We start from the raw sequence: 22,852 nt of genomic DNA, 5'->3' as shown, positions 1-22,852 counted from the left end.
GAAAAAAGGCACTTGGCTTATGGCCAAGTGCCTTTTTGTTATAAAAGCTGTTTGTTTTTAAAGTATTTCCACATTCCCCACGTTAACACAATTAACATAACGATAATAACAGCAGTAGCCCAGTGGGAATTTTGATAGGGAATCGGTACGTTCATGCCAAAAAATCCGGTTACGAACGTTAGCGGAAGCATAATCGTTGAAATCAGCGTTAAGACGTTCAGCTTTTCAGATGAAGTTGCATTGGTAATAGAATAATACGTATCAAGTGCACTGTTTACGAGGTCTCTAAATGTTTCAGCAGAGTCTACAATACGCTCTAAGTGGTCAAGCAAGTCAATGTAGAAAGGAACATTTTCTTCTCGTATGTCGAATTTCCACTTTCCATTCACCGTTAAGAAAATTCGGCGCTGAGGCAGAATAACACGCCGGATTAAGATAATCGTTCTTTTTAACGCCAAGAACTCTTCCGTCACTCCGCGCACTTCTTTGTTGTAGATTTCATCTTCTAATTCATCAATACGCATGTCAATTCGGTCTAAAATCGGAAAGTATTCGTCCGTGATGCCATCAATCAAAGCATACAGTAAAAAGTCGGCGCCGCGGTTCATAAACTTTGGATAGCGTGAGCACACAGCATCCATTTTGCGAAGCCAGCCCATTTTATGTTTATGAATCGTCACTACGTAATTTGATCCGACAAAGGCATTTAACTCAAGCGTCGTAATCTCGTCATCACTTTCTTCGTTATAGCGAAGCGCGTGAAAAACGAAAAATTTATAGTCTTCGTAATCATCCATTTTAGCGCGAGGACTGTCGTGTAAGCAGTCTTCAATCGCCAATGGGTGAAAATCGAATAATTTAGCAATTTGAGCAAGCTCTTGTCCGTGGACATCATACAGATCAATCCACAGCAAATTATCAGGATTGCGCAATTTTTCATGCACGTCTCCTAAATCAAGATTCGTTACCATTTCTTTTGTTTCATCATCATATAAGTACGTTTTAATCATTGATTTTTCACCTCACATCATTGAGGCATTAAGGAGTATTTTCCTTCGTTGAAATGAGAGGAACATATACACCTTTGTTGCCCCTATCTTGTTTTGCAGTAACCTTCATCGAAATGGGGTCATCAGTGCCCATTCATCTCACCTCCTAATTAGTTGAAGGAACGCTGACTTGTAATACAGCTACTTCACAAAGTTTAATTTTAACATACAATCCAACTCTAGCGTAGCGCTTTTTTCAAAACCTTTTCCTCACCATTTAAAGTTTCAAACAAAACTTCCGATACTATAAAAGCAGTTATTATACTTCTTACGAATGCCTTACTAACAATCGGCAATCGATAACTAAGACCGCTTGAATCCTCCCACAAAGGTTCACCTAATCGTAGGCGATCAACCCCGCAAGGGGGATCGCCTACGATTAGGTCTAGAAAATCTCACATGACCGGTCTGTGGTCATATGAGATTTTCTACATCGATAAACATTATATGGGTGGTGGGGAAAAACGTGTAGGAATTTTTAGACTTTCAGCGAATACTTACTTAACAAACTTAGATTACGAAAAGGACTGATGATACATGCATTTTAAACGTGAAGAACCGTTTCGCTTTTTATTTGAGACTCCCATTGTTGGAACGTTTTCCATTGCTAAATACGACAACAAAGAAATCGATTCTAAGCCCGGTCCTTTGTCTGTTATCGACCTTTCACCAAAAGGAATCAAAATAATTACGCCGCTTGATTTACCTATTTTTAACCATCAAATTCAGCTAAAAATCAGCTTTTATTTAAATGAAAAACCCATCCATATTACCGGACTTTGCGTGTGGAAAGAAAAACGGCACACCGAATACCTTTATGGCATTGAAGCGTTTAACGATGTGGAAGAACAAGCGATCTTAATTACAGAACTCAAGACCTACGCCAAGAAAAAGCGAGATACGCAATAAAAATAGCGCTCATTTGTTTTACTCCCCTTTTAAGATGGCAATACTACGAACGACTTCGATAGAAAAAGGTGAGACGATGAGCAGCAAAGCAAAAAAAGAGTGGATTGGCGGTCTCGTACTATTTTTACTCGTCAGTTTTGTCAGCATCACATTTGCAGGCTATCATACGGTGAAAGCTGCCGTTGATCAAACGTATGTACCGCTTGAGCATGGTAACAAAACACACGTCAATTTAAAAAAAGGGCAACCGTTTTCCCTGCTTTTAATCCAAGAAAACCATCAAAATACTTCATTTATGTATATGACTGTTAATAAACAGCATGAGTCAATAAAAATGACCCACTTGCCAGGGTCAACTCAGCTCGGCAATGAAACACTGCGAACCATTTATCACCGAGGAAATATGAATGCTGTTGTAAAGAAAGTTGAAGCATATGCAAAGCTTCCTGTTGATTATTATGTCAAAATGGATCAGCAGTCAGTCGTCGATGCTGTAAATAAATTAGGCGGCATTATCGTCACAAACAAACGTGCTTTTGAACATAGCAACATTGTGTTTCCAAAAGGATCGATTCGCCTTAACGGAAAAGAAGCGCTTGTTTTTTTAAAGGAGCGTAATGAGCAAGACATCTTTACTGCGCATGAAAGACAGCTGTCCGTAGCGAAAGCCATTTTCAGCCAAGCAGCTACGATTCCCAATGTTGCAAAGCTGCATTCTCTTGTATTTACGCTCGCTGATCACATTGAAACCAACGCAACCTTTAATGAAATTAAACGAATTCAAAAAACCTATAAGCCGGCCGTTGCTCACGTAGATAAGCAGCAGTTTCCGCAAAACGAATGGAATCAAAAACAAGTCACAACGCGGCTGTACAAGCACTTAGAACGCAACGAGCTGTTTTTATAAAAAACGCCTCACGAAAAAACCATTGACCCCAGGCTCAATGGTTTTTTATGCTACTTATCTTCAGCAGGCACCACTTTTTCATTTATTTTAACCACAATTCTTTCATCCCGTTCATCTTTGAGATAGCTCTTTTGATAAAAAGAATGATCATTAGGCGGTCCAATTACAACCGTATCCGTAATCGGAGCAACGGCTTCTGCCACTTCGCTTGCGCTTACTCCGTATGCTTTTTGAAACACGATCGGAGGCGTCAAGCGCTGCACGTCGGATCCTTCTGTAGACTCAAATTGATCATTGTTAAAAAAGAGATGAAGATGCGCTTCTTCCGATAAGGGCTCAATCCAATGCCACCAGCCCATCGGTATAAAAACAACTTCACCTTCTTTTATTCGGTAATTGTGCATACTGCTTGTATCAGGGTCTAAGATAGATACCTGCACTTCGCCTGAAACGACGACATCTAATTCCCAGGCGTTTGGATGCCAGTGCGGTTCTCTCATATGCCCTTTTGTCATATATAAATCAACAAAAGCACCTCCGAGCATAGCAGGCAGCTGAGTTGATGTTAATCGATACGCTATATTTTGATCATTTCGTTTAAACAGGACATTTTGCTTATAGTTCACTGACAGATTAGGCGTTCCTGAGCTTTTTTTGATATTTGAATTATCCGGCACAAATCCAGATTTACTCATAGTGTCATACCCTCTTTTCATCAAAAAGTTATATGCACTATCCTATTAAAACTCTTAGCTAAGGGTGTTTTAATTAGGGAAAATAAAAAACGAGCGTTTCCACTCGTTTTTTATCCGACAAGACGTTCAATTTTCTTTTTCTTCCATACGAATTGATAATAGCTGTACTGCAGGATTAAGCTGACCACAAACGCCGCTGGATATCCAATCCAAATCCCTTTGATTTCAAGAGATGTAAACTGCGATAACACATAGGCTACGGGCACTTCCACACACCAAATAGCCATAATACTAAATACCGTAGGCCAAAGCACAGTACCGCTTGCTCGCATCGTAGCGGTAATAATTTGCGCATGACCGAAAATCAAATAGCTCCAAAGTGTTATCACTAACAGCTCTTCGGCAATATGGAGCGTGTGCTGACTTGTTAAAAACAGAGCTAAAATTTGATTGGAAAAGAGATAAATAAGTAAAATCAATACGCTGCCAATGACGTAATTCAGCATAATTCCAGAGCGAATAACTTCTTTTAAACGCTCAAATTTATTGGCACCAATCGACTGCGCCGCAAAAATAGAAACCGCAATTCCTAAGCTGATTGCCGGCATTTGTACATAGCTTGCCACTTGGTTCACCGCTCCGTACGCTGCTGTAGCGTCTGAGCCAAATCCATTTACAAACGTAATGACCGCAATTTCAGAAAGAGAAACTAAAATCATATTGATACTCGCTGGAATCCCTAAACGCATAAGCAGCTTTAAAAGCGTTCCGTCCATCTTTAATGAAATAGATGAGTCAAACTTTAACGGATGATTTTTCTTGCGTAAATAAACGATCATAATAATGAACGTTAATACGGTTGAAAACACCGTTGCATACGCAGCGCCGTACACTCCAAGCTTTGGCACTCCGATCCATCCAAAAATTAAAATTGGAAGGAAAATGATGTTTAAGACCGTACTCACGACTAAAAAGTAAAAAGGCGTTTTAGAGTCTCCGGTTCCGCGCATAAACGTCGTATAAACAAAGTATAAAAACAAAACAGGAATTGCCACAAACAAAATGCGCGCATAGTGAACCGTTACGTCAATAATATTAGCCGGCGTTCCCATGATCCGAAGAATATCCGGAGCAAATATGCTTCCTGCAACAGCAAGCACAATGCCTACTAAAAACGTAAACGTGAGCGTGGTACCGATAATTTCTTTCACTCGTTTTTCATTTTGTGCCCCGTACGCTTGCCCGATTAAAATGGAACTTCCTGAACCAATTCCAATCGAAAACGACACGAGCAGAAAAAACAGAGGAAAAAAAGCGGAAATAGCGGCTAACGCATCAACTCCAAGCGCTCTTCCGACAATAATACTTCCCGCCAGCTGCCCAACTGACTGCATGGCGTTACTTAACATGAGCGGAATCAAAAACACAAGCATCAGCTTACTGACGGATTTTTCTGATTCCACTACTTCACTTTTAACATGTTGATTCTTCACACCTATTTCTCCTTTGTATCAGCTTTCGGCGAATGATAGCCTTTTTCGCCGTAAGGCTGCAGCTTCTCTAACCATTTCGCTTCCAGTTTCAGCAAATCCTTTTTTGAAAGTGCTTTTTCTTCTTCTCTTTTAATCGTTTCCAGCATCTCAATTGAAAAAGCATCCGCTCCGTACGTATTCCACTCGTTTTGAAGCTCTTTATTTTGATGAGTGTTCGTCTTTAACGTGAACTTTACGCCGTTTAACGTTTTGATGTTAGGCGTAGAGCCAATGTAAATCTTATCGTTGTGAAGGTTTTTTATTTGATACACGCCGCCTTCTGTTTTTACTTCTTTCGCGAGCTGTTTCATTTGTTTTTTATAGTCTTTTGAATCGGTACTCATCCCTATCTCTCCTTTTCTCCAGTAGCTGCTTCCGTCTGCGCTGCGTTCTAAGAAACCGTACTCAATTAAATAGCGTCGCAGCACGGCGTAGTCGTCATAAAAAGGTGTTAACATATCATTTACTTCTTTTTCCGTATACGTGCTACCAAAATCAAAATGCCCGCTTAATTCTTCAAGAACAACAAGACGGTGTTTTTCTTGCAAGTGAAAGGTGCGAAGAGGTCCGTTTAAACCTTGCGGAAAATTCTTCGCTAAAATTTTTTCACGTTCTTCATCGCTGACGCTGTAGCGCTGACTTCTTTTAGGCGCTGTATTTGACATGGGTACCGCCTTCTCTTCTTCCCCGTCGTTCAACAGTTCCATCAGCGTTAAAAACACTTTTGCCTGACGCTCTTTTTTCTTTAACGTAAAGCGGTGATTCCGAATGGTGGATGAACTGCCGATGCCCATTTCTTTTTGAATATCACTATCGCTTTTTCCTTCCTTAAAAAACTTCACTAAATTTTTTTGATGATCAGAAAGACCCGTTACATCTTTATCTAGCTGTATTAAATGATGAAATACAGACCCGTGCTCCTGTTCAACATGAAGCTTCATATAGCGTTTTGCTTCATAAAAAACACCTTCCACCGGATAAATAATGCCTTTTTCAATACTTTCACCGCACAGTAAGCAGTGATAGTGCTCTTCGCTTTCCCCGTATCCTTTTTTCATATCATCAAAAGATGATTCCCAAAACAAATCGTTTACCATATAAATAGACACCCTTCTATTTTGTTTATTAATTTATAAACAAATATATTATATGTTTATTATTATGTCAAACTTACGTTTATGATACACAAAAAAGGTTGAGACATAACGAAATGAATCCAATCTAAAGACGAACAAATGGGATACATGAGCTCATATAGATCGCTTATGACACCGCAGTTAATTTCCATGCAAGACTTCGCTTTCCGCGGGCGGCCGGTGAGCCTCCTCGTCGCTTGCGCTCCTGCGGGGTCTCACCTGTTCCGCCTTTCCCGCAGGAGTCTTCGCCTTGCCCTCCAATCAACTGCTTGAAGGAACGAAACAGATCAAACCTACATTCAACATCACAAAAAAAACGAACCACTAATCAAACACTTTGATCAATGGTTCGTTTTTCATCTCGGCTAAAATAATTTCGTCCCGGTCTCTTTGTTCCATTCACTTAAATACGGAAAATCCTTAGATACAACGGGCTCATCATTCAAAAGCGTAATTAACTCCAAGCGGTTGCCGTCAGGGTCATTAAAATACACGCAAGCCGCTGGCATCCACGTATGAACAATCGGCTCTGTTTGCGGCTTTCCAAACGAAGTCTCTTCCGGTTCAATACCTTTTGAACGCAGCCACGTTAACGCTTCATGAATATCCGCTGCTGCAATTCCAAAAGCAAAATGACTGGTTTTCAGCTCTTTTTCGTCTGTTTCCCAAAGCCCAAGCATCTGCTTTTGTTCCCCAACAAAGAAAAAAGCACAGCGCCTCTCTTCAATTCGATGAACAAACGTCAGCCCAAGACGTCTATAAAACTCAATCGAATCCTCCAAACTCCGCACCTGCACATGCGTCTCATAAATACTCTTAATCATAGCCTTCCCTCCATTCTTTTCTACTACTATAAGCCATTTCACACCAAACAGCTTCCTAACAAAGAATGAAAAATAATCAGCCTTAAGAACGAAAAACCGCAACAGGAACGTACAGCTTTGAAATTCAGAAGAGCACTAAGGTTTTGATCTTGACTTTGACTAAGGGTTTGAGGCTACCCCGCAAGGGGTGCCTCAAACCCTTAGGTCTAGAAAAACCCCCATGGCTGCACTTTAGCCATGGGGGTTTTTCTACATCGATACATTAAGCGTGTGCTTTCGCGAGACCGATACAGATACCGCCTGAAATAATCAGTACACTCGCAAGAGATACATAGAATAATTGACGCTTTGTTTTCTTTTCTCCCAAGAAGACAATACCGCCAAAAATTGAAATAACGATACCCATTTGCGATAATGAAAAGCTTGTTGCTACGCCTAGTCTTGATTGAGATAAGAATAAGAACATGTTTCCAGATGCCCAGATTAGACCTGGTAAGATATTGCGAATCGTATATTTGTTAAATGGCTTATGTTTGTATGTAATGATTAAGCCGCCAATTAACATACCGATTGCTTGCGGGAATAGAGCTGCCCATGCGTCTACGTTGAAGATACGTGCGATAACTACGTAAACTAAGAATCCTAGACTTGAAATGATAAGAGTGATAACTCCTTTTTTCGTTTGTCCTGGAGCCCCTTGTGCACCTTCTTTTTTACCGTCTAATGAAGAAAGCACAACGCCTGCTAGTATTAAAAGAATCGCAATAGATCCAAGCACAATCGTTTGAAGCGTTGACCATTCTTTAAATACAATAACACCAAAAAGAGCTGTTGATACTAATTGCATACCGGTTGAAATCGGCATTGACTTTGAAACACCAAGGTATGGAACACTTTTAAACTGATTGCTTTGACCTACTGACCAGAATAAACCTGAAACAATTCCGACAATAACAAGCGTTGGCGTTAACACCGGCTGCACAATCATAAACTGAACAAATGAAAGAATCAATGCTCCAATAATTGTTCCCAGCGTTTGACTGTAAGGTCCACCGCCCATCTTCATACTAACTAAAATCATGCTTCCCCACGCAACGGAAGGAAGAACACCTAGCAAAATATCCATCTTTCTCTTAACCTACTTTCCTATTTCTAATCTATGTACATAGTACGTAATAACCTACTGCTTTTCTTTCACCAAGGGTCAAGCACTCACACTCCCTTGAATAATCCCTCAAAGGTTCACCTAAGCGTCTGCTGCCTACCCCGCAAGGGGGGCAGCAGACGCTTAGGTCTAGAAAATTTGATAGGACTGCTCTTTAGTCCTATCAAATTTTCTACACCGATAAATATATAACGTTTTCATAAATGGTGGTAAAACTGCTATTTCTTGCTGCTCGTATTATACTAACACGAACATTTATTGTTTAGCTAGAAATTTTTTTGATTATTTTTTAAAAACAGAAAAAAATTTTTTCTTCTTGCTCCACAGCCTGCTTCTTCCACTTATGTGATCTGCAATCAGCAGAAACTAACGCCTCTGCTGATTGAAAATAAGAAGAGATAAAGCCTTTTCATTTTAGTTAGCTACAGGCTTACAAAATTGCTCTACTACTTCTTTGGCTGGAATCGAACTGATCGCACCTTTTCCTGTTGTCGTTAAGGCACCGCTTGCATTTGCAAAACGCAAAATAGCATCGTGGTCGCGGTCAAGAATGGCCGTTAAGTTTTCTTGTGACACATCGCGGCTTAATAGCTGATAAAGGAATCCGCCAATAAATGCATCTCCAGCACCTGTTGTATCAACAACTGCTACTTTGTAGCCGTTTGATTCATAGACAGCTTGTTTTGTATAAAGCGTTGCGCCTTCTGCTCCTTTTGTGAACACAACTACTTGAACGTCACCTGTAAATAGAGACTGAATCGCTTTCTGTTCATCTTCAATGCCGGTAATAAACGACAGCTCGTCGTCTGAAATTTTGACAATGTGCGCTTGAGGAATAAATTCTAAAATCGTTTGACGGCATAGCTCATGATCTTTCCACAGTGGAAGACGTACATTTGGATCAAAACTGATAACGCCGCCTTTTTCTTTCATGCTTTTAATCGCTTTCATATGAGCGTATTTCATAGGGCTTTCAACTAAATCAACCGAACAGAAATGAAGAAGATCGTTACTTGCAAACCAATCAGGGTTAATTTCGTCTTCTGTTAGTAATAAATCTGCTGAAGGATTACGATAGAAGCTGAAATCTCTTTCTCCGTCTTCACGCAGGGAAACAAAAGCTAAAGCTGTGTTTGCTTCTTCTGTACGATAGACCATATCAGTACCTACTCCTACTTCACGAAGCGTATCTACTAGAAAGTCTCCAAACGCATCTTCTCCAACTTTTGTAATAAGCGCTGACTCATTACCGTATGTAGCAACAACTGCCGCAACGTTTGCCGGCGCTCCGCCTGGCACACGCGTAAACGATTCCACTTCTTTCAATTGAAGACCTTTTTGAGCTGGAATCATATCAATTAATACTTCACCGATACTAAATAACTTACCCATTCTATTCACCTTACTTTTCTTTTTTGTCATATTGTCATACTATGTTCCAAAAAATCCTTAAATCAAATTATACGTCCCAACCATCTTTTTCGTAAAGAGAAATTTCCAATTTATTTTAAAAAAATCGTAAATGATAGTTTTTTTCTGACAATCTTTTATTGGTTAATCCCCTTCCATCCCTTGTAAAATCTGGGATTAAAATGGCCTTCTTACATAAAGATAGAGGGATAAAAAAAGCAATGTCCAGTTTTAACTGTTTATTTATTCATTTTTCGTTCGACATCTCTTTCCTTATTCCCTCTTTATTCGCCGCGAATATGCAAATAATGATAAAGATTCGTGTTTTTACCCCTATTTAAGAAGGAGTGCAGTAAAATGTGTCGAATAGACTTAGGTAGGTATATGACATTATGTATGTTACACTAAATACAAGGCAAGGAAGGGAGAATCAGTCATGAAAATCAATGTTTTTCTAGACGACTATCGCAAATGCCCTGACGGTCATGTTTTAGCCGAAACGATTGATGAATGTATTGATCTGCTAAGATCATTTGACGTTGAACATTTGTCACTCGATCACGATTTACTCAGCAAGACACGGAATGGATTAATGCTCGTGCATTTGATGGTAAAGCATCATTTATATGCCGATCGAATTACGATTCACTCCGCCAATCATTTAGGCAGCAAAGCAATGTACAACTGCTTTAAGGAAGCTCAAAAAGAGCATAAAATGCCAAACAACATTAAAATTCTAAGATGCCCTCTGCCTCTTCGATGATACCTACACCCTCACACATTCATTTCAACAGAATCTGTCCGATTCAATTCTCACAGACTTCCTGTTTCTATAAAATGAAGAACGATACTGCTTGTTCGATACGTATAGATGTGAATACGCTTTAAGCAGTTTATATTATATAGAAGAAACCGCTCTAAAATACCGTGATGATAGCTTTAAAAAGCAGACTATATGGTACAAAGAGCGGTTTTTTGCTATTTAGACAGTTTAGCAGAATCCAAGTCAGCTGAGAGAGCAGCCGGCTGTTTTTTAGCTTCTTTTAGCTGCCTAGCGTTCACGAACCAGTAGAGGCTTCCTACAAACAGTCCTCCCCCTGCGATGTTTCCGAGTGTAACAGGAATTAAATTATGAAATAGTCCAGCAGCCGAAATCGCATCAGGATGCGGAAGCAATAAAGCTAGACCAAGAAACGTCATATTTGCCACGCTGTGCTCATATCCTGAAGCAACAAATGCAAACAGCATCCAAAAAATAAGCATGATCTTTGCCGCATCGCTTTTAGTGCGCGAAGCCGTCCAAATTGCCAGACAAACAAGCCAGTTGCAAAGGATGCCGCGAAAAAATAATTCACTGACCGGCAAATTCATTTTTTTAGCTGCCAGCGTCATGAGTAAATGATTCAGTTCAATTCCTTTAAACAAACCGGTTCCGGTAATTAACAAACAAAGCCCAAACGCTCCTGCCGCATTTCCGATAAAACACCACGTCCAGTTCTTGAACGTATCTTTCCATGTAGTGACTCCCGATAGCGTACTCACCGTATAGACCATGTGATTTCCGGTAAACAATTCAGCTCCTGCAAATACGACAAGCAGTAGAGCAACAGCAAAAGATAACCCCATCACAAGAGAAACGACCGGTAAAGAAGCAGAGGCTAAAGGCGCTCCTACTGATAGAGCTAATATAACGCCAATTCCTACGTAAGCACCCGCTAGCACAGCTAACAGAAAATAACTCGGCAAATGATCATTCACAAGGTTCGTTTTTTCGCGGGCTAACTCATTCATTGACTGCAGTGAATTCTTAAACAAAAGTGTTTCCTCCTTTTATTTATCTTAGACGCATACTTTTTCTTCTGTTTTTTCCAAAAACCAAGAAAGAGCAGAAGCTTGCTTCACCACTTCACCAATCACAATCATCGCGGGATTGCTCACTTGCTGCTCGGCAGCCGTTTCTACGATAGTGCCAAGCGTACCTGTAACCGTGCGCTGATAAACCGATGTGCCTTGTTCAATAAGAGCGACAGGCGTATTCGCGCTTTTTCCAGCATGTAAAAGCTGACGGCAAATATAAGGTAAGTTTTTAACGCCCATATAAATCGCAAGCGTATCAACTCCTTTTGCCAAATGCTCCCAGCGAATACTTTCCGGCTTGCCGCTCAAACAGTGTCCCGTCACAACGGCAAACGAACGGCTCAGCTCACGATGCGTCACAGGAATTCCAGCATAGGCCGGTGCCGCAATTCCCGCTGTAATACCTGGAACGACTTCAAATGGAATTCCGTGCCCAACGAGCACTTCCGCTTCTTCACCGCCTCTTCCGAAAATAAACGGATCTCCGCCTTTTAAGCGGACGACGGTGTTTCCTTTTCTTGCGTAGAATACAAGCAAATCATGAATATCATCTTGAGAAACGCAGTGATCACCAGGCTTTTTCCCGCAGTAGACGAGTTCAGCTCCTTCTTTTGCATACTGAAGAAGAACAGGGTTCACTAATCGGTCATATAAAATAACATCTGCTTTTTCTAAACATTTGGCTGCTTTTATTGTTAGTAAATCTGGATCTCCTGGTCCGGCTCCTACAATGTACACTTTTCCTGTTCTCATTTTTGCTTCGCTCCTTTGAATGTCCCCTTGAATTTTTGTGGCGCGTTGAAAATCAACGCGCCACCATTACTTATTCTTCAATTAAAAGATACAGCAAATCTCCTTCAACCGACGCTTCGTACGTGTCTACACATCCGCTGTCAGGCTCTTGCACGTTGCCGTCATGCAAGCAAATTTTCCAGTCGTGCATCGGACAGAACACCGAGTCGCCGCTCACGATTCCTTCACTTAGCACCCCGCCTTTATGCGGGCAGCGATTTTCAATTGCCCGTATTTTTCCGCTTGATAGCTTAAACACCGCAATTTCTTTTCCGTTTACTTTCACTGTTTTACCTAGGCTTACTGGAAAATCATGAATAGACCCTACGCATACTTTTATAATGTTTTTATTCACCATCTTTATTTCCCCCCAGTTTTATGATGTGACAACTGTTTCAAACAGCTCTTTTTTCGTTTTTTTGCTTTCGACGATTTCTTTCCAAGGATCTCGGTACGTAGATAACGCTTCGTCCATACGCATATTCAGCTCTCTTCTCGTCTCAGCTTCATCAAGCACTGACTGAATGTGCGAAAGTCCCATGCGCTCAATCCATGCTGACGTACGTTCTAAATAATTAGCCGTTTCTCGGTAATACTGCAAATACGCTCCTGTAATGTCCATCAATTCTTCGTCTGTTTTTACTTTGTACAACAAATCTCCTCCGCGAAGATGCGTACCTCCATTTCCGCCCACGTAAATTTCCCAGCCGCCGTCGATTCCAATAAAGCCGATATCTTTAATACCTGACTCAGCACAGCTTCTCGGACAAGCGGATACAGCCATTTTTACTTTATGAGGCGTCCATAATCCTTCAAATTTTTTCTCAAGCGCAATGCCAACGCCCATTGAATCCTGCGTGCCAAAACGGCAAAACTGTTCGCCGACGCATGTTTTCACCGTCCGCAGTGACTTACCGTACGCGTAGCCAGAAGGCATATCTAACTCTTCCCATACGCTAGGCAAATCTTCTTTTTTAACACCAAACAAATCAAGACGCTGTCCACCCGTCACTTTTACGAGCGGAATCTCATATTTATCAACGACGTCTGCAATTCGCCGTAAATCTTCCGCATTTGTGACGCCTCCGTACATACGAGGAACAACAGAATACGTACCGTCTTTTTGAATATTTGCGTGCATACGTTCATTTACAAATCTTGATTCGCGTTCGTCAACATACCCGGTTGGATTCACCATACCTAAATAATAGTTTAGCGCCGGACGGCATTTCGAACAGCCTTCTTCATTATTCCATCCAAGTACATTCATAACTTCACGCGTATGCGAAAGTCCTTTTGCTTTAATTTCTTCGACAACTTCATCTCTTGACAGCGTCGTACAGCCGCAAATCGCTTCTTTTTGAGCCACCGCGTCAAAGTCAGCGCCAAGAGTATGCTGAAGCACTTCCGCTACAAGCGGTTTACATCCTCCGCAGGAACGAGAGGCACTTGTACAAGCTTTGATTTCATCAACCGATGAGCATCCTTGTTTTTGGATAGCTTCCACAATCGTACCTTTTGTTACGCCGTTACAGCCGCAAATAATATCATCCGCGCTCATGCTTGCTACTAAGCTTTCACCGGCGTTACCGCCAGACGGCTGTAAAATCGAAACTTTCGCGACATCCGATACATCTTCTTGCTTTTGAATCATTGAAAACAGTCGATTTCCGTCGCTGCTGTCTCCAAAAAGAACAGCTCCTACGATTTGATTGCCTCGCAGAACAAGCTTTTTATAAATGCCGTCTTGTTCATCGAACACTTTGATCGCTTTTTTCTCTTCATCCTCCGTGAAGTCTCCGGCTGAAAACACTTCAACACCTGATACTTTTAGCTGCGTGGATAAAACCGATCCTTCATAAGGCACTTTTTCTGCCCCGCAAATCGCTTTTGCTAACGCTTTTCCTTGTTCATACAGAGGTGCCACCAGTCCGTATACCATTCCTCTATGCTCTGCACATTCTCCAACGGCGTAGATGTTTGAGATGTCCGTTTGCATATAGTCATTCACGACAATTCCTCGGTTTACGTTAAGTCCCGCTTCTTTTGCAAGCTGAACGTTTGGCTTAATTCCAACGGCCATCACGACTAAATCAGCTTCTAAAAACGTCCCGTCTTTAAAAGATAATCCTTCAACTCGCTCATCCCCAACGATTTCCGCCGTTTGTTTTTCAAGCAAAAACTTCATGCCTTGTTTTTCTAATTCGTTTTGAAGCAATTTGCCGGCTGTTGGATCAAGCTGACGTTCCATTAAATACGGAGCTAAATGAATCACAGATACGTCCATTCCCAGATTTAACAGTCCGCGCGCTGCTTCTAATCCAAGCAGTCCGCCTCCAATAACCGCTGCTTTTTTATACTGCTGAGATGCCTGCAGCATTTCGTCCGTGTCTTTTATATCTCGAAAAGCCGTAACTCCTTTTTTATCAGACCCTGGAATCGGAAGAATAAAAGGAAGAGAACCCGTTGCTAAAATTAACTCATCATACGGTTCTACTCTACCGCTGTTTGTCGCTACTTCTTTTTTTACTGAATCGATACTAGTAACCGTTTCGCCCGTATATAATGTAATATTGTTTTCTTGATACCAGTTCCAATCGTTTAACGTAATGTCTTCAACATTCGTATCTCCTTGGAGCACTTTTGATAGTAAAATACGATTATAGTTCGGATGCGGCTCGCTTCCGAAAATCGTAATCTCAAACGCTTCGTTTGAAACCTTCAATACTTCTTCAATCGCTCGAACTCCAGCCATTCCATTTCCAATCAATACGAGTTTCTTTTTTTGCATCTTCCATTCCTCCCCTGGCGTCTATACCTGCTTGTTTCAAAGATATATTTTCTATGCATCTTTAAAGATATACTTAAGATATATGAATTTTCTGAATCGTTCAACTTGTGTGTTAGATTATCTAACACAGTTATGGTATGTATGCGATTCCATTGCTTTAGCAGCAAGCAAAAAAAATAAGTGGTCTAATTATGTTTTAATTTGAATCATCCTTTGCATTTTATTTTGTGATATTTTTCACAACATTAATTTAGCAAGAATAAATAACCTAGGCTATGATAAAAATCACTCCTAAATGTTGATAAGCCAAAAATAAAAATCCCAAAAATTCTTTATAAAGAATTTTTTAAACAAACCGTTCTTTATAGTATTTACTATCACCCTCTTATTCTTTATAATGAATATACAGACCTTTATAAAGAACAGAACAGAGAATCAACATGCCACTCGTAAACATTAAAAAACTTTGGACTCCTTTAGAAATTTTGGGCTTTAAGCTTTATAAGTGTAGAGATACAAAAAGCTACTACTATAAAACGAAGAAAAGTCATAATCTAATAAAATTATAAAAAACAAGCCCTATTTCTTTTGAAATAGGGCTTGTCTTTTTATTTTCCCGTAAACCAATTCACAACGTACTCTCCCCACACTTCATTTCCTTTTTTCGTTAAATTACCGCTGTCTTTATTTATATATTCACCTAAATGAAACGGCCAAATGAGTGAGTGATTCATATAATACACCCAGTTTGCTTCAGAGACTCCCCTAATCGCTTCTACTCCTTCTTCATAAGACTCCGTTTGTGAAATATATGGCTGTGACGGCTGAATCATAAGAGTTTTTTTCAAATCTTTGAGCTGATGAATCAGCTTGTCTGTATTTTCAAGCGTTTCATCCAGCGTAAGGTGCTGATAGTCATTTTTAAGAGGTGCTTCAAACAGAATAATGTTTGGCTGAAGTTGATCAATTTGATCGGCAATATGTGAGGATAAAAGTTCATCAGTTGTCCCGGTGCCGTATGAAAGTGTTTTAACCGTAAATACATCACTTCCATATGTAGCTGCTAGCTCTTTTTTTAATTGCTGAGGCCACCCTGCTTCCTTTGCGGATGTGGCAATTACAAGAGTCAGAGGTTTTTTATTTGCGATAGATGACTCAATTTGCTTTGTGATAAAGTCTGGAAGATTTTTTGTATAAGCAGATACATCGGAAAACTGTTTTTCTTTATGTACAACAGCAGTTTTTACTTCACTTGCCTGCGCTTCCGTTTTCTCCTGCCAGTGCTGCATCCCCGCATACATCACCGCCCCGCACAAAACAGCCGCCGCCACATTTACCCCAACCATCGCCTTCATTCAATCTCCCCTTTACCCATTTTTAAAAGCCAAATATATTCTGCCCACCAAACTTACATTCAATAGAATAAACAAAAGGACAAACACAAAAATACTTCACTGAATTTGCCCAAAAAGTTTCACCTATGCGGCAGGCGCAAACCCGCAAGGGAGGGTGACTGCCGCTTAGGTCTAGCAACTCTACCATCACCGCTCTTTGGTGATGGTAGAGTTGCTACATCGATAATAGATATAGAAATAATTATAGATTAGTAGAAATTGGAATGGGGGACCTTTCGTACGTAAAATCTCTACAAATACACGTATACTTCGCATATTTCCTAGCGAAACGTGAAGTTTCCGGGGAAATTACGTCACGTTTCTTAAAAAGAAAACATAATGTACGTTCATTCGCACATGTGACCTTCCCCTTGTACAGTAGAGATACCGGCGGAATACAGCAAAAACGCGTTTTTGAAAAAGGAATGCTACATGCAAAAAAGCTCATTTGATCAAATTGCTTCATCTTTTCATCCACTAATTGTATCGATGATTAAAAAGTTTCATATTTACAAAGACTACGACGAATACTATCAAATTGCGTTAATTGGTTTATGGAGAGCGTATCAAAAATTTGATGAAAGCAAAGGATCTTTTTCTGCTTATGCCTACACAACCGTGCGCGGTACGATCCTTTCTCATTTAAAAGGCACCATTTTGTACGAAGAACGTGAAACACCAGCTGAGCAGAACCTGCTTTCACTAAACGAAGATCCCGCTCTTCCCGTCCCGCTAGAAAGTGAAATCATCAAGCAGCATATCGAACATTTAACAGGAAAAGAAAAAATCTATGTACTCGAACATCTGCTAGAAGGCTACTCGTATAAAGATATCGCCTACAAATACCAAGTCTCCACGGGAGCCGTTAAAAACTGGGGAAAAGCAGCTCGCAGGAAACTAAAAGCCTCGCTTCTTAGGGAGTAAGAAAAGGAGGAAGCTTATGATAAGCTTCCTCCTTCAGTACATATGTGTAGTCCCGTGCAAACGATTGTTCATATGTAGGACAAGTTCGTTTGATAAATCGAACGCATTAAGCAAAGACAAGCGGACTTTCTAAACAATAATTACGAATAACAGCCGCTCGGGCCAACTTTTTTTCTAAGCTATAATAAGAAAGTTTCACTGGGATGAACGTTCCGTCTTTGAAGTAAATCAGCGTAGAGGGTGAATTAACTGTAGCAAGCGTATGTGAAGTATGAACATGAGAGGCAAAAATCCAAGCGCAGCTATAGTCGTTTGGCGAAGATGTCGGAAATGCAATGATGGCTTGTGAACGATTAATAACAAGCGGCGTAAGCTGTTTGTACGGAAACATTTTTCGAACGGCAGCGATAGAGCCGTTAAACGTACTTAATTCTCGAATACACGCTTCTTCTAATAATTGCTTACACGTCTTGCTTAGCATGTATTCTCCTGTTTCATCTAGCACCTTCGTGCGGTGAATAGGATCGTTCACCGGAATCAGTGCTTTTGTCGTCAAACCAATTTGATAATTTTCATCATTTGTCATACATCTACCCCCTTTTGCTACTTTATAACTATTCTATACTATCGAAACGGGGAAAATCTAGTCTTTTTTTCTTATTATTTTAAATATTTTGAATATATTTTATATCCAAAGAAAAAAGCGCTGAAACCAGCGCTTTCTCTCTTAGATGAAAATGTCTAAAATAAGAACCATCGCAAACGCTGCAAATGATAGAATCGTTTCCATCACTGTCCACGTTTTTAACGTTTGGGCAACTGACATGTTGAAGAATTCTTTGATTAGCCAGAATCCAGAATCATTTACGTGCGATAACATAACAGAACCTGCGCCTGTTGCTAGTACTAGCAGCTCCGGGCTTACGTTTGGCATTGTTGCTGCGATAGGCGCTACAATACCTGCCGCTGTTGTCATCGCCACTGTTGCTGAACCAACTGCTGCACGAATTAACCCTGCAATCACAAACGCTAGCACGATAGGAGAAAGATGTGCATCTTGAGCAAACCCTGCAATTGCATCACCTACACCGCTTGCTGTTAAAATTTTATTAAAACCGCCGCCTGCACCGATGATTAAAATGATCGAAGCAACGGGTCCAAGACATTCGTTTGTGAATTTTAATAAATCATCTTTGTTGTACCCTCTTGCAAAACCGAACGAATAAAAAGCAAACACTAGCGAAATTAACAGCGCAACGATTGGACTTCCGATAAAGTTTGTTACGTAGCGAATCGTACTTGTTTCCGGATAAACAAACCCAGTGATCGTTGCTAAAAGCATTAATAGTACCGGTAGTAAAATCGTAAATAACGTAATTCCGAAGCCAGGAAGGTCTTTATGCTTCGACTCTGTGAACTGCTCCATAATTTCACCCGTTGGCTCTACATGAACACGGCGTGAAATGAACGATCCGTAAATCGGACCCGCCACGGCTGCAGCTGGAAATGCCACAACTAATGAATACAAAATCGTTTTACCTAAATCTGCTTTAAAGATATCCACCGCTAGCATCGCTGCCGGATGCGGAGGTACTAAACTGTGAACAACTGCTAAACCTGCAATTAATGATAAACCAATTTTAATAAGTGACGTACCCGTATGCTTGGCAATTACAAACACAAGCGGAATTAATAACACAACACCAACTTGGAAAAAGACCGGGATACCGCAAATAACGGCTACAACCATCATTGCCCAGTGTACGTTCTTTTCACCGAATACTTTAATTAACGTGCGGGCAATACGCTCGGCTCCGCCTGACTCTGCCATCATTTTACCTAACATCGTTCCAAGACCAAGAACAATCGCGATAAATCCTAAGACGCTCGCTACTCCTTCTTGGAAAGCCGTTACGATATCAGGCAGCTTCATTCCTGAAATAAGACCCATAAACAAAGCCGCAACAATTAGCGCTACGAACGGATTTGTTTTAAATTTGGCAATTAAAAAGATCAGTCCGACAATCGATACAATCGCATACAGCAAAAGACTTGCTTCATGACTTAATCCGAATACTGAATTCATATGTTCATCCCCTTAGTGTGACCATTTTTCATGTACGTACATCCAAATAATGTATACGCTTTCAAATAATTTCTAAAGTGAACGCACATCGTACGTTCACTTCTGCTTATTTACTTAATAACTCAACCGTTTCTCGAAGCGTTGTTTTGGCTCCGACGTTTCCAGGGAAAATGATGTACGCAATGCCCGGAAACTTGCTTTCCTCTCCCGTTACCCATACCGGAATGCCCGGCTTGATTTGTCCAGCAACCGTTGCGCGCTTTACGGATAAGCCATTTACGCCAATATCACTTGACGTAATGCCGCCTTTTGCAACGATAAAGTTTGGACGAACGTTTAAGCGGCGAACAATACTTGTAACCGCATCTGAAATTTTTACAGATAATTTAAGCTCTTCTTCTTTTTTTCCTTCGCCAAGATCTAAGCGCTCGCGTCTTGTATACACAGCTACCGTTTGACCCTGTGAAATAAGCTTCTCTGCTTCATTGATAATACGGTTCACTTCTTCTTCAAACTTTTCAGGTTCTAAGACAAGATGACAGTCAAATTCAATAAATTCAATGAAGCTGCATTTCTTTAATTCTTCTAACTGCTCTGTTGTTTTTTTAACATGCGAACCAACCATAATTAACCCGCCGTTTGACGACTTTTCTTTAATGAGCTCTTCTTTTGTTAAAAGGTCTTTGTCGCTCACGCCGCCCATCACTTTTGTTAGAGCCGCAGCGCTTCGATACATAAAGTGCTTTCCAAGCTTCATCGCGCGAAGAAGCGCAATCGTCACAACTTTCACGTCCACATAATCCACTGCGTTCACAACTACTTTGTTAAAGTCTTTCACTTCCATCAGCTGATTTGTGATCGTCACTAAATCAAGTGCACGAATGCTCCCGAGCGAAATATACGTCGTATGACTTGCTTTAAATTTCCCTTCTGACTTTTCTTCCACCCACTCCCCTAAATGAGATTTACTGTAGCCAAACGTACGGTCTTTTGCAAATTCCGTTTCTCCTGCCGGCACTAAGTAATCTTCATCTTGCACATAGTGAATATTATCAATCGTAAATCGTCCGCCTTCTTTAAAGAAAGGAAAAATAACTTCGCCGTCAAGCACTTGATTGGAATGCTGTTCAACGGTTTTCTTTAATATTTCTGTTTCTAACGGGTAGTGACCGCGAAGAGTTGAATCACCTCTGCTGATAATTAAAAACTCTTTATTTACTTCAGCCGCTACCTCTGTAATAACAGCGGCAATGTCTTCATGTGCTTTTTCCGTTTCAGAAGCGGTAAATCCGCGTGAATTTGTTAGAATAAAAAACATTGAATTTTCTTCTAAAAACCCTTGCTTGATGCTGTCTTTGCTCCAGTCTGTGTACACGGAAATGCCATTAACCGTTTGAACACCTGTTGGATCATCATCTAGCACAATGATTTTTTGATTAAACGTCAGAAGCTCTGCGTCTAGCATTTCTTGTACAAGTGCTTCATCGACCGCTGGAATGTCTTTAAACACATCGCTTACAAGACGTTTTTCATGTTGTTTAATCATGCTTCCACCTTCTTTTTCACTTCAACGTTTGCTAATTTTTCATAGTACTGCACAATTCCGCCGTGATCATCGCTTGCTTTTCCGTCTACTTTTAACGCGTGGAAAATTTCCACAAGCTGACTTGAAAGCGGAAGCGGTACGCCAATGTCATGAGCCGTTTCCATCACGTTTGTCATATCTTTTAAGTTAATATCAATGCGTCCGCCTGCTACAAAGTTGCGGTCTAAAATAAGCGGTACTTTTGCATCCAATACAGCGCTTCCTGCTAATCCACCGCGAATCGCTTGATACATTTTTTCAACGTCAATGCCTGCTTTAGCTGCTAATACAAGTGCTTCAGACATTGCTGCGATGTTTAAGTTTACAATCACTTGGTTTGCAAGCTTAGCCGTTACGCCGCTTCCGTTGTCTCCAACAAGCGTCACTTCTGTTCCCATCGCATGAAGAATGTGTGAAACGCTTTCAAATACATGCTCATTTCCTCCGACCATAATCGCAAGCGTACCGTCAATTGCTTTTGGCTCTCCTCCGCTAACCGGAGCGTCTAGCATGTGAATTCTTTTTTGTGCTAGTTCGGCCGCAATTTCTTTAGAAGCTACCGGCGAAATCGAACTCATATCAATGATAACGCTTCCTTCTTTTGCGCTATGAATTAACCCTTCTTCTCCAAGAACTACGCTTTTTACATGATGTGAAGCCGGAAGCATTGTAATCATCACGTCGCTGTTCACTGCAACTTCAGCAAGACTTTCTGCTCCAAATCCTCCTGCTGCTTTCACTTCTTCCACTGCTGCTTTATTAATATCGTAAACCGTTACCTCAAAGCCTGCTTTTAATAAATTGAGTGTCATTGGTTTTCCCATAATTCCAAGTCCAATAAATCCAACGCGTTTTGTCATTTTCGTTTCCTCCCCTTGTTGTATACGTTTTCAAATACTTTTAAAAAAAGAATGTATACGTTAAAATATTTTTTGTATACATTTCTGATAATTTTGTATACACTCATCATATTCGCATTCTATTTATTTGTCTAGCCTTTTTTTAAATGAAATTTATTTCCAAAAGCGAAACTTTCCGTCCCACCTTTTCGCAAGTTATAGTATGATTTGGGTATACGCGTACAAAATGATAAAAAATAAAGAGAGAAAGAGACGAGATCTCCTCGTGTCGAATGCTAGAGGTGAAGCAGAGTATGTTAAGAAATCAAGGTTCTCGTTCGTCTCATCACCCTTCTTATGAGATGATTCGAGATAAAATTTTAAACGGTGAGCTTGAAGGCGGTACAAAAATCGTCGAAGAAAAATTAGCGAGCGAGCTTGGATTCAGCCGAACGCCAATTCGTGATTCCATCAGACGCTTAGAATATGAAGGACTGATCGTTCGAAAAAAAGTGGTGTCGCCGACAGAAAAAGACTTACGCAACTTGTTTGAAGTGCGAATGCTGCTAGAAGGCTCAGCTTCTAAAGCTGCCGCAACTTTTTTGTCTGACAAAGAATTAGAAGAATTAAAGGAATGCGTAGACATTGGAAGAAACGGCTCGTTTGAAGAAATCATGAGCGCGAATGAACATTTCCACGCCATTATTGTGAACGCAAGCAACAATGACGTAATGATTAATATCATCGACCGCATGCAGTCGATCATTTACTTATTCCGTCACACCGTGGTGTTTTACAACCGCCCGTTTTTAATTGACGAACACGAAGATATTTATAACGCTATTAAAGAACGCAATGCTGAAAAAGCGGAAGCGTTAATGCAGGAACACCTTCAAAAAGACTTAGAGTTTTGCCTGCATTTACTTCAAAGAAGACAATAAAAAAGCTGCCAATCGG

Annotated in this window: 22 protein-coding genes; 5 read left to right on the top strand and 17 right to left on the bottom strand. The window is 40.5% G+C overall.

The genetic code is table 11. The features are described 5' to 3' along the window. Positions 1 to 38: 38 nt before the first annotated feature. Positions 39 to 1,010 carry a magnesium/cobalt transporter CorA gene (corA, locus tag LIS78_RS05900; protein ID WP_013055874.1) on the bottom strand — a complete coding sequence of 324 codons (972 nt, stop codon included), beginning with the start codon at positions 1,008 to 1,010 and terminating at the stop codon, positions 39 to 41. A gap of 576 nt (positions 1,011 to 1,586) precedes the next feature. Between corA and LIS78_RS05895 the strand changes: the two genes are divergently transcribed. Further along, entirely contained in the window at positions 1,587 to 1,958 is a 372-nt protein-coding gene (locus LIS78_RS05895; RefSeq protein WP_013055873.1) for a PilZ domain-containing protein, read from the top strand. Positions 1,959 to 2,034: 76 nt separating this feature from the next. Further along, positions 2,035 to 2,865 (top strand): LCP family glycopolymer transferase, encoded by an 831-nt coding sequence (locus LIS78_RS05890; RefSeq protein ID WP_252284819.1) that lies wholly within the window; start codon positions 2,035 to 2,037, stop codon positions 2,863 to 2,865. A 50-nt stretch (positions 2,866 to 2,915) separates the two neighbouring features. Here LIS78_RS05890 and LIS78_RS05885 read toward each other — a convergent pair whose 3' ends face one another. The 7 genes from LIS78_RS05885 to LIS78_RS05855 all read right to left on the bottom strand — a co-directional run bounded on the left by LIS78_RS05885 (position 2,916) and on the right by LIS78_RS05855 (position 9,609). After that, positions 2,916 to 3,560 (bottom strand): cupin domain-containing protein, encoded by a 645-nt coding sequence (locus tag LIS78_RS05885; protein ID WP_252284818.1) that lies wholly within the window; start codon positions 3,558 to 3,560, stop codon positions 2,916 to 2,918. Positions 3,561 to 3,670: 110 nt separating this feature from the next. Beyond that, positions 3,671 to 4,993 carry an MATE family efflux transporter gene (locus LIS78_RS05880; protein WP_245210699.1) on the bottom strand — a complete coding sequence of 441 codons (1,323 nt, stop codon included), beginning with the start codon at positions 4,991 to 4,993 and terminating at the stop codon, positions 3,671 to 3,673. Between the two features lie 62 nt (positions 4,994 to 5,055). Continuing rightward, positions 5,056 to 6,189, bottom strand: coding sequence for a DUF2087 domain-containing protein (locus tag LIS78_RS05875; RefSeq protein ID WP_209151144.1), 1,134 nt, complete (start codon positions 6,187 to 6,189; stop codon positions 5,056 to 5,058). Between the two features lie 166 nt (positions 6,190 to 6,355). After that, the gene (locus LIS78_RS05870; protein ID WP_252284817.1) at positions 6,356 to 6,553 is read right to left on the bottom strand and encodes a hypothetical protein; all 198 of its coding nucleotides are present in this window, start codon (positions 6,551 to 6,553) and stop codon (positions 6,356 to 6,358) included. A gap of 40 nt (positions 6,554 to 6,593) precedes the next feature. Further along, positions 6,594 to 7,052 (bottom strand): VOC family protein, encoded by a 459-nt coding sequence (locus LIS78_RS05865; protein WP_209151143.1) that lies wholly within the window; start codon positions 7,050 to 7,052, stop codon positions 6,594 to 6,596. 262 nt (positions 7,053 to 7,314) lie between these two features. Further along, on the bottom strand, positions 7,315 to 8,178 hold the full coding sequence (locus LIS78_RS05860; RefSeq protein WP_013055866.1) for a GRP family sugar transporter: 864 nt from the start codon (positions 8,176 to 8,178) through the stop codon (positions 7,315 to 7,317). A gap of 453 nt (positions 8,179 to 8,631) precedes the next feature. Further along, positions 8,632 to 9,609 (bottom strand): carbohydrate kinase family protein, encoded by a 978-nt coding sequence (locus LIS78_RS05855; RefSeq protein ID WP_013055865.1) that lies wholly within the window; start codon positions 9,607 to 9,609, stop codon positions 8,632 to 8,634. Between the two features lie 454 nt (positions 9,610 to 10,063). Between LIS78_RS05855 and LIS78_RS05850 the strand changes: the two genes are divergently transcribed. Next, positions 10,064 to 10,390: a cyclic-phosphate processing receiver domain-containing protein gene (locus LIS78_RS05850; RefSeq protein ID WP_195780903.1), complete on the top strand. Its 327-nt coding sequence runs from the start codon at positions 10,064 to 10,066 to the stop codon at positions 10,388 to 10,390. A gap of 215 nt (positions 10,391 to 10,605) precedes the next feature. On the opposite strand, the gene LIS78_RS05845 is transcribed toward LIS78_RS05850, so the two are convergent. From LIS78_RS05845 to LIS78_RS05825, 5 genes are all read right to left on the bottom strand, one after another. Continuing rightward, positions 10,606 to 11,442, bottom strand: coding sequence for a formate/nitrite transporter family protein (locus tag LIS78_RS05845; protein ID WP_252284816.1), 837 nt, complete (start codon positions 11,440 to 11,442; stop codon positions 10,606 to 10,608). Between the two features lie 24 nt (positions 11,443 to 11,466). After that, positions 11,467 to 12,237, bottom strand: a complete 771-nt coding sequence (cobA, locus tag LIS78_RS05840) for a uroporphyrinogen-III C-methyltransferase (protein ID WP_252284815.1) — start codon at positions 12,235 to 12,237, stop codon at positions 11,467 to 11,469. A 70-nt stretch (positions 12,238 to 12,307) separates the two neighbouring features. Beyond that, the gene (nirD, locus tag LIS78_RS05835) at positions 12,308 to 12,634 is read right to left on the bottom strand and encodes a nitrite reductase small subunit NirD (protein ID WP_252284814.1); all 327 of its coding nucleotides are present in this window, start codon (positions 12,632 to 12,634) and stop codon (positions 12,308 to 12,310) included. A gap of 18 nt (positions 12,635 to 12,652) precedes the next feature. Then, on the bottom strand, positions 12,653 to 15,067 hold the full coding sequence (gene nirB / locus LIS78_RS05830; RefSeq protein WP_252284813.1) for a nitrite reductase large subunit NirB: 2,415 nt from the start codon (positions 15,065 to 15,067) through the stop codon (positions 12,653 to 12,655). Positions 15,068 to 15,675: 608 nt separating this feature from the next. Continuing rightward, positions 15,676 to 16,422, bottom strand: coding sequence for an SGNH/GDSL hydrolase family protein (locus LIS78_RS05825; protein ID WP_252284812.1), 747 nt, complete (start codon positions 16,420 to 16,422; stop codon positions 15,676 to 15,678). A 471-nt stretch (positions 16,423 to 16,893) separates the two neighbouring features. Here LIS78_RS05825 and LIS78_RS05820 point away from each other — a divergent pair, with 471 nt between their 5' ends. Beyond that, complete coding sequence (locus tag LIS78_RS05820; RefSeq protein WP_098998080.1) at positions 16,894 to 17,385, top strand: sigma-70 family RNA polymerase sigma factor; 492 nt, start codon at positions 16,894 to 16,896, stop codon at positions 17,383 to 17,385. A 106-nt stretch (positions 17,386 to 17,491) separates the two neighbouring features. On the opposite strand, the gene LIS78_RS05815 is transcribed toward LIS78_RS05820, so the two are convergent. The 4 genes from LIS78_RS05815 to garR form a co-directional block, all read right to left on the bottom strand. Then, positions 17,492 to 17,971 carry a competence protein ComK gene (locus tag LIS78_RS05815; RefSeq protein WP_098660384.1) on the bottom strand — a complete coding sequence of 160 codons (480 nt, stop codon included), beginning with the start codon at positions 17,969 to 17,971 and terminating at the stop codon, positions 17,492 to 17,494. 141 nt (positions 17,972 to 18,112) lie between these two features. Continuing rightward, positions 18,113 to 19,471: a GntT/GntP/DsdX family permease gene (locus LIS78_RS05810; protein WP_013055857.1), complete on the bottom strand. Its 1,359-nt coding sequence runs from the start codon at positions 19,469 to 19,471 to the stop codon at positions 18,113 to 18,115. A 106-nt stretch (positions 19,472 to 19,577) separates the two neighbouring features. Next, the gene (locus LIS78_RS05805) at positions 19,578 to 21,017 is read right to left on the bottom strand and encodes a four-carbon acid sugar kinase family protein (protein ID WP_252284811.1); all 1,440 of its coding nucleotides are present in this window, start codon (positions 21,015 to 21,017) and stop codon (positions 19,578 to 19,580) included. After that, complete coding sequence (gene garR, locus LIS78_RS05800; protein WP_252284810.1) at positions 21,014 to 21,916, bottom strand: 2-hydroxy-3-oxopropionate reductase; 903 nt, start codon at positions 21,914 to 21,916, stop codon at positions 21,014 to 21,016. The genes LIS78_RS05805 and garR overlap by 4 nt, the downstream gene beginning before the upstream one ends. 293 nt (positions 21,917 to 22,209) lie before the next feature. Between garR and LIS78_RS05795 the strand changes: the two genes are divergently transcribed. After that, positions 22,210 to 22,836, top strand: coding sequence for a GntR family transcriptional regulator (locus LIS78_RS05795; protein WP_195780912.1), 627 nt, complete (start codon positions 22,210 to 22,212; stop codon positions 22,834 to 22,836). The last annotated feature ends 16 nt before the right edge of the window (positions 22,837 to 22,852 follow it).

This window comes from Priestia megaterium, assembly GCF_023824195.1.
Taxonomy (GTDB): domain Bacteria; phylum Bacillota; class Bacilli; order Bacillales; family Bacillaceae_H; genus Priestia; species Priestia megaterium_D.
This window is presented reverse-complemented; position numbering and strand designations above follow the sequence as displayed.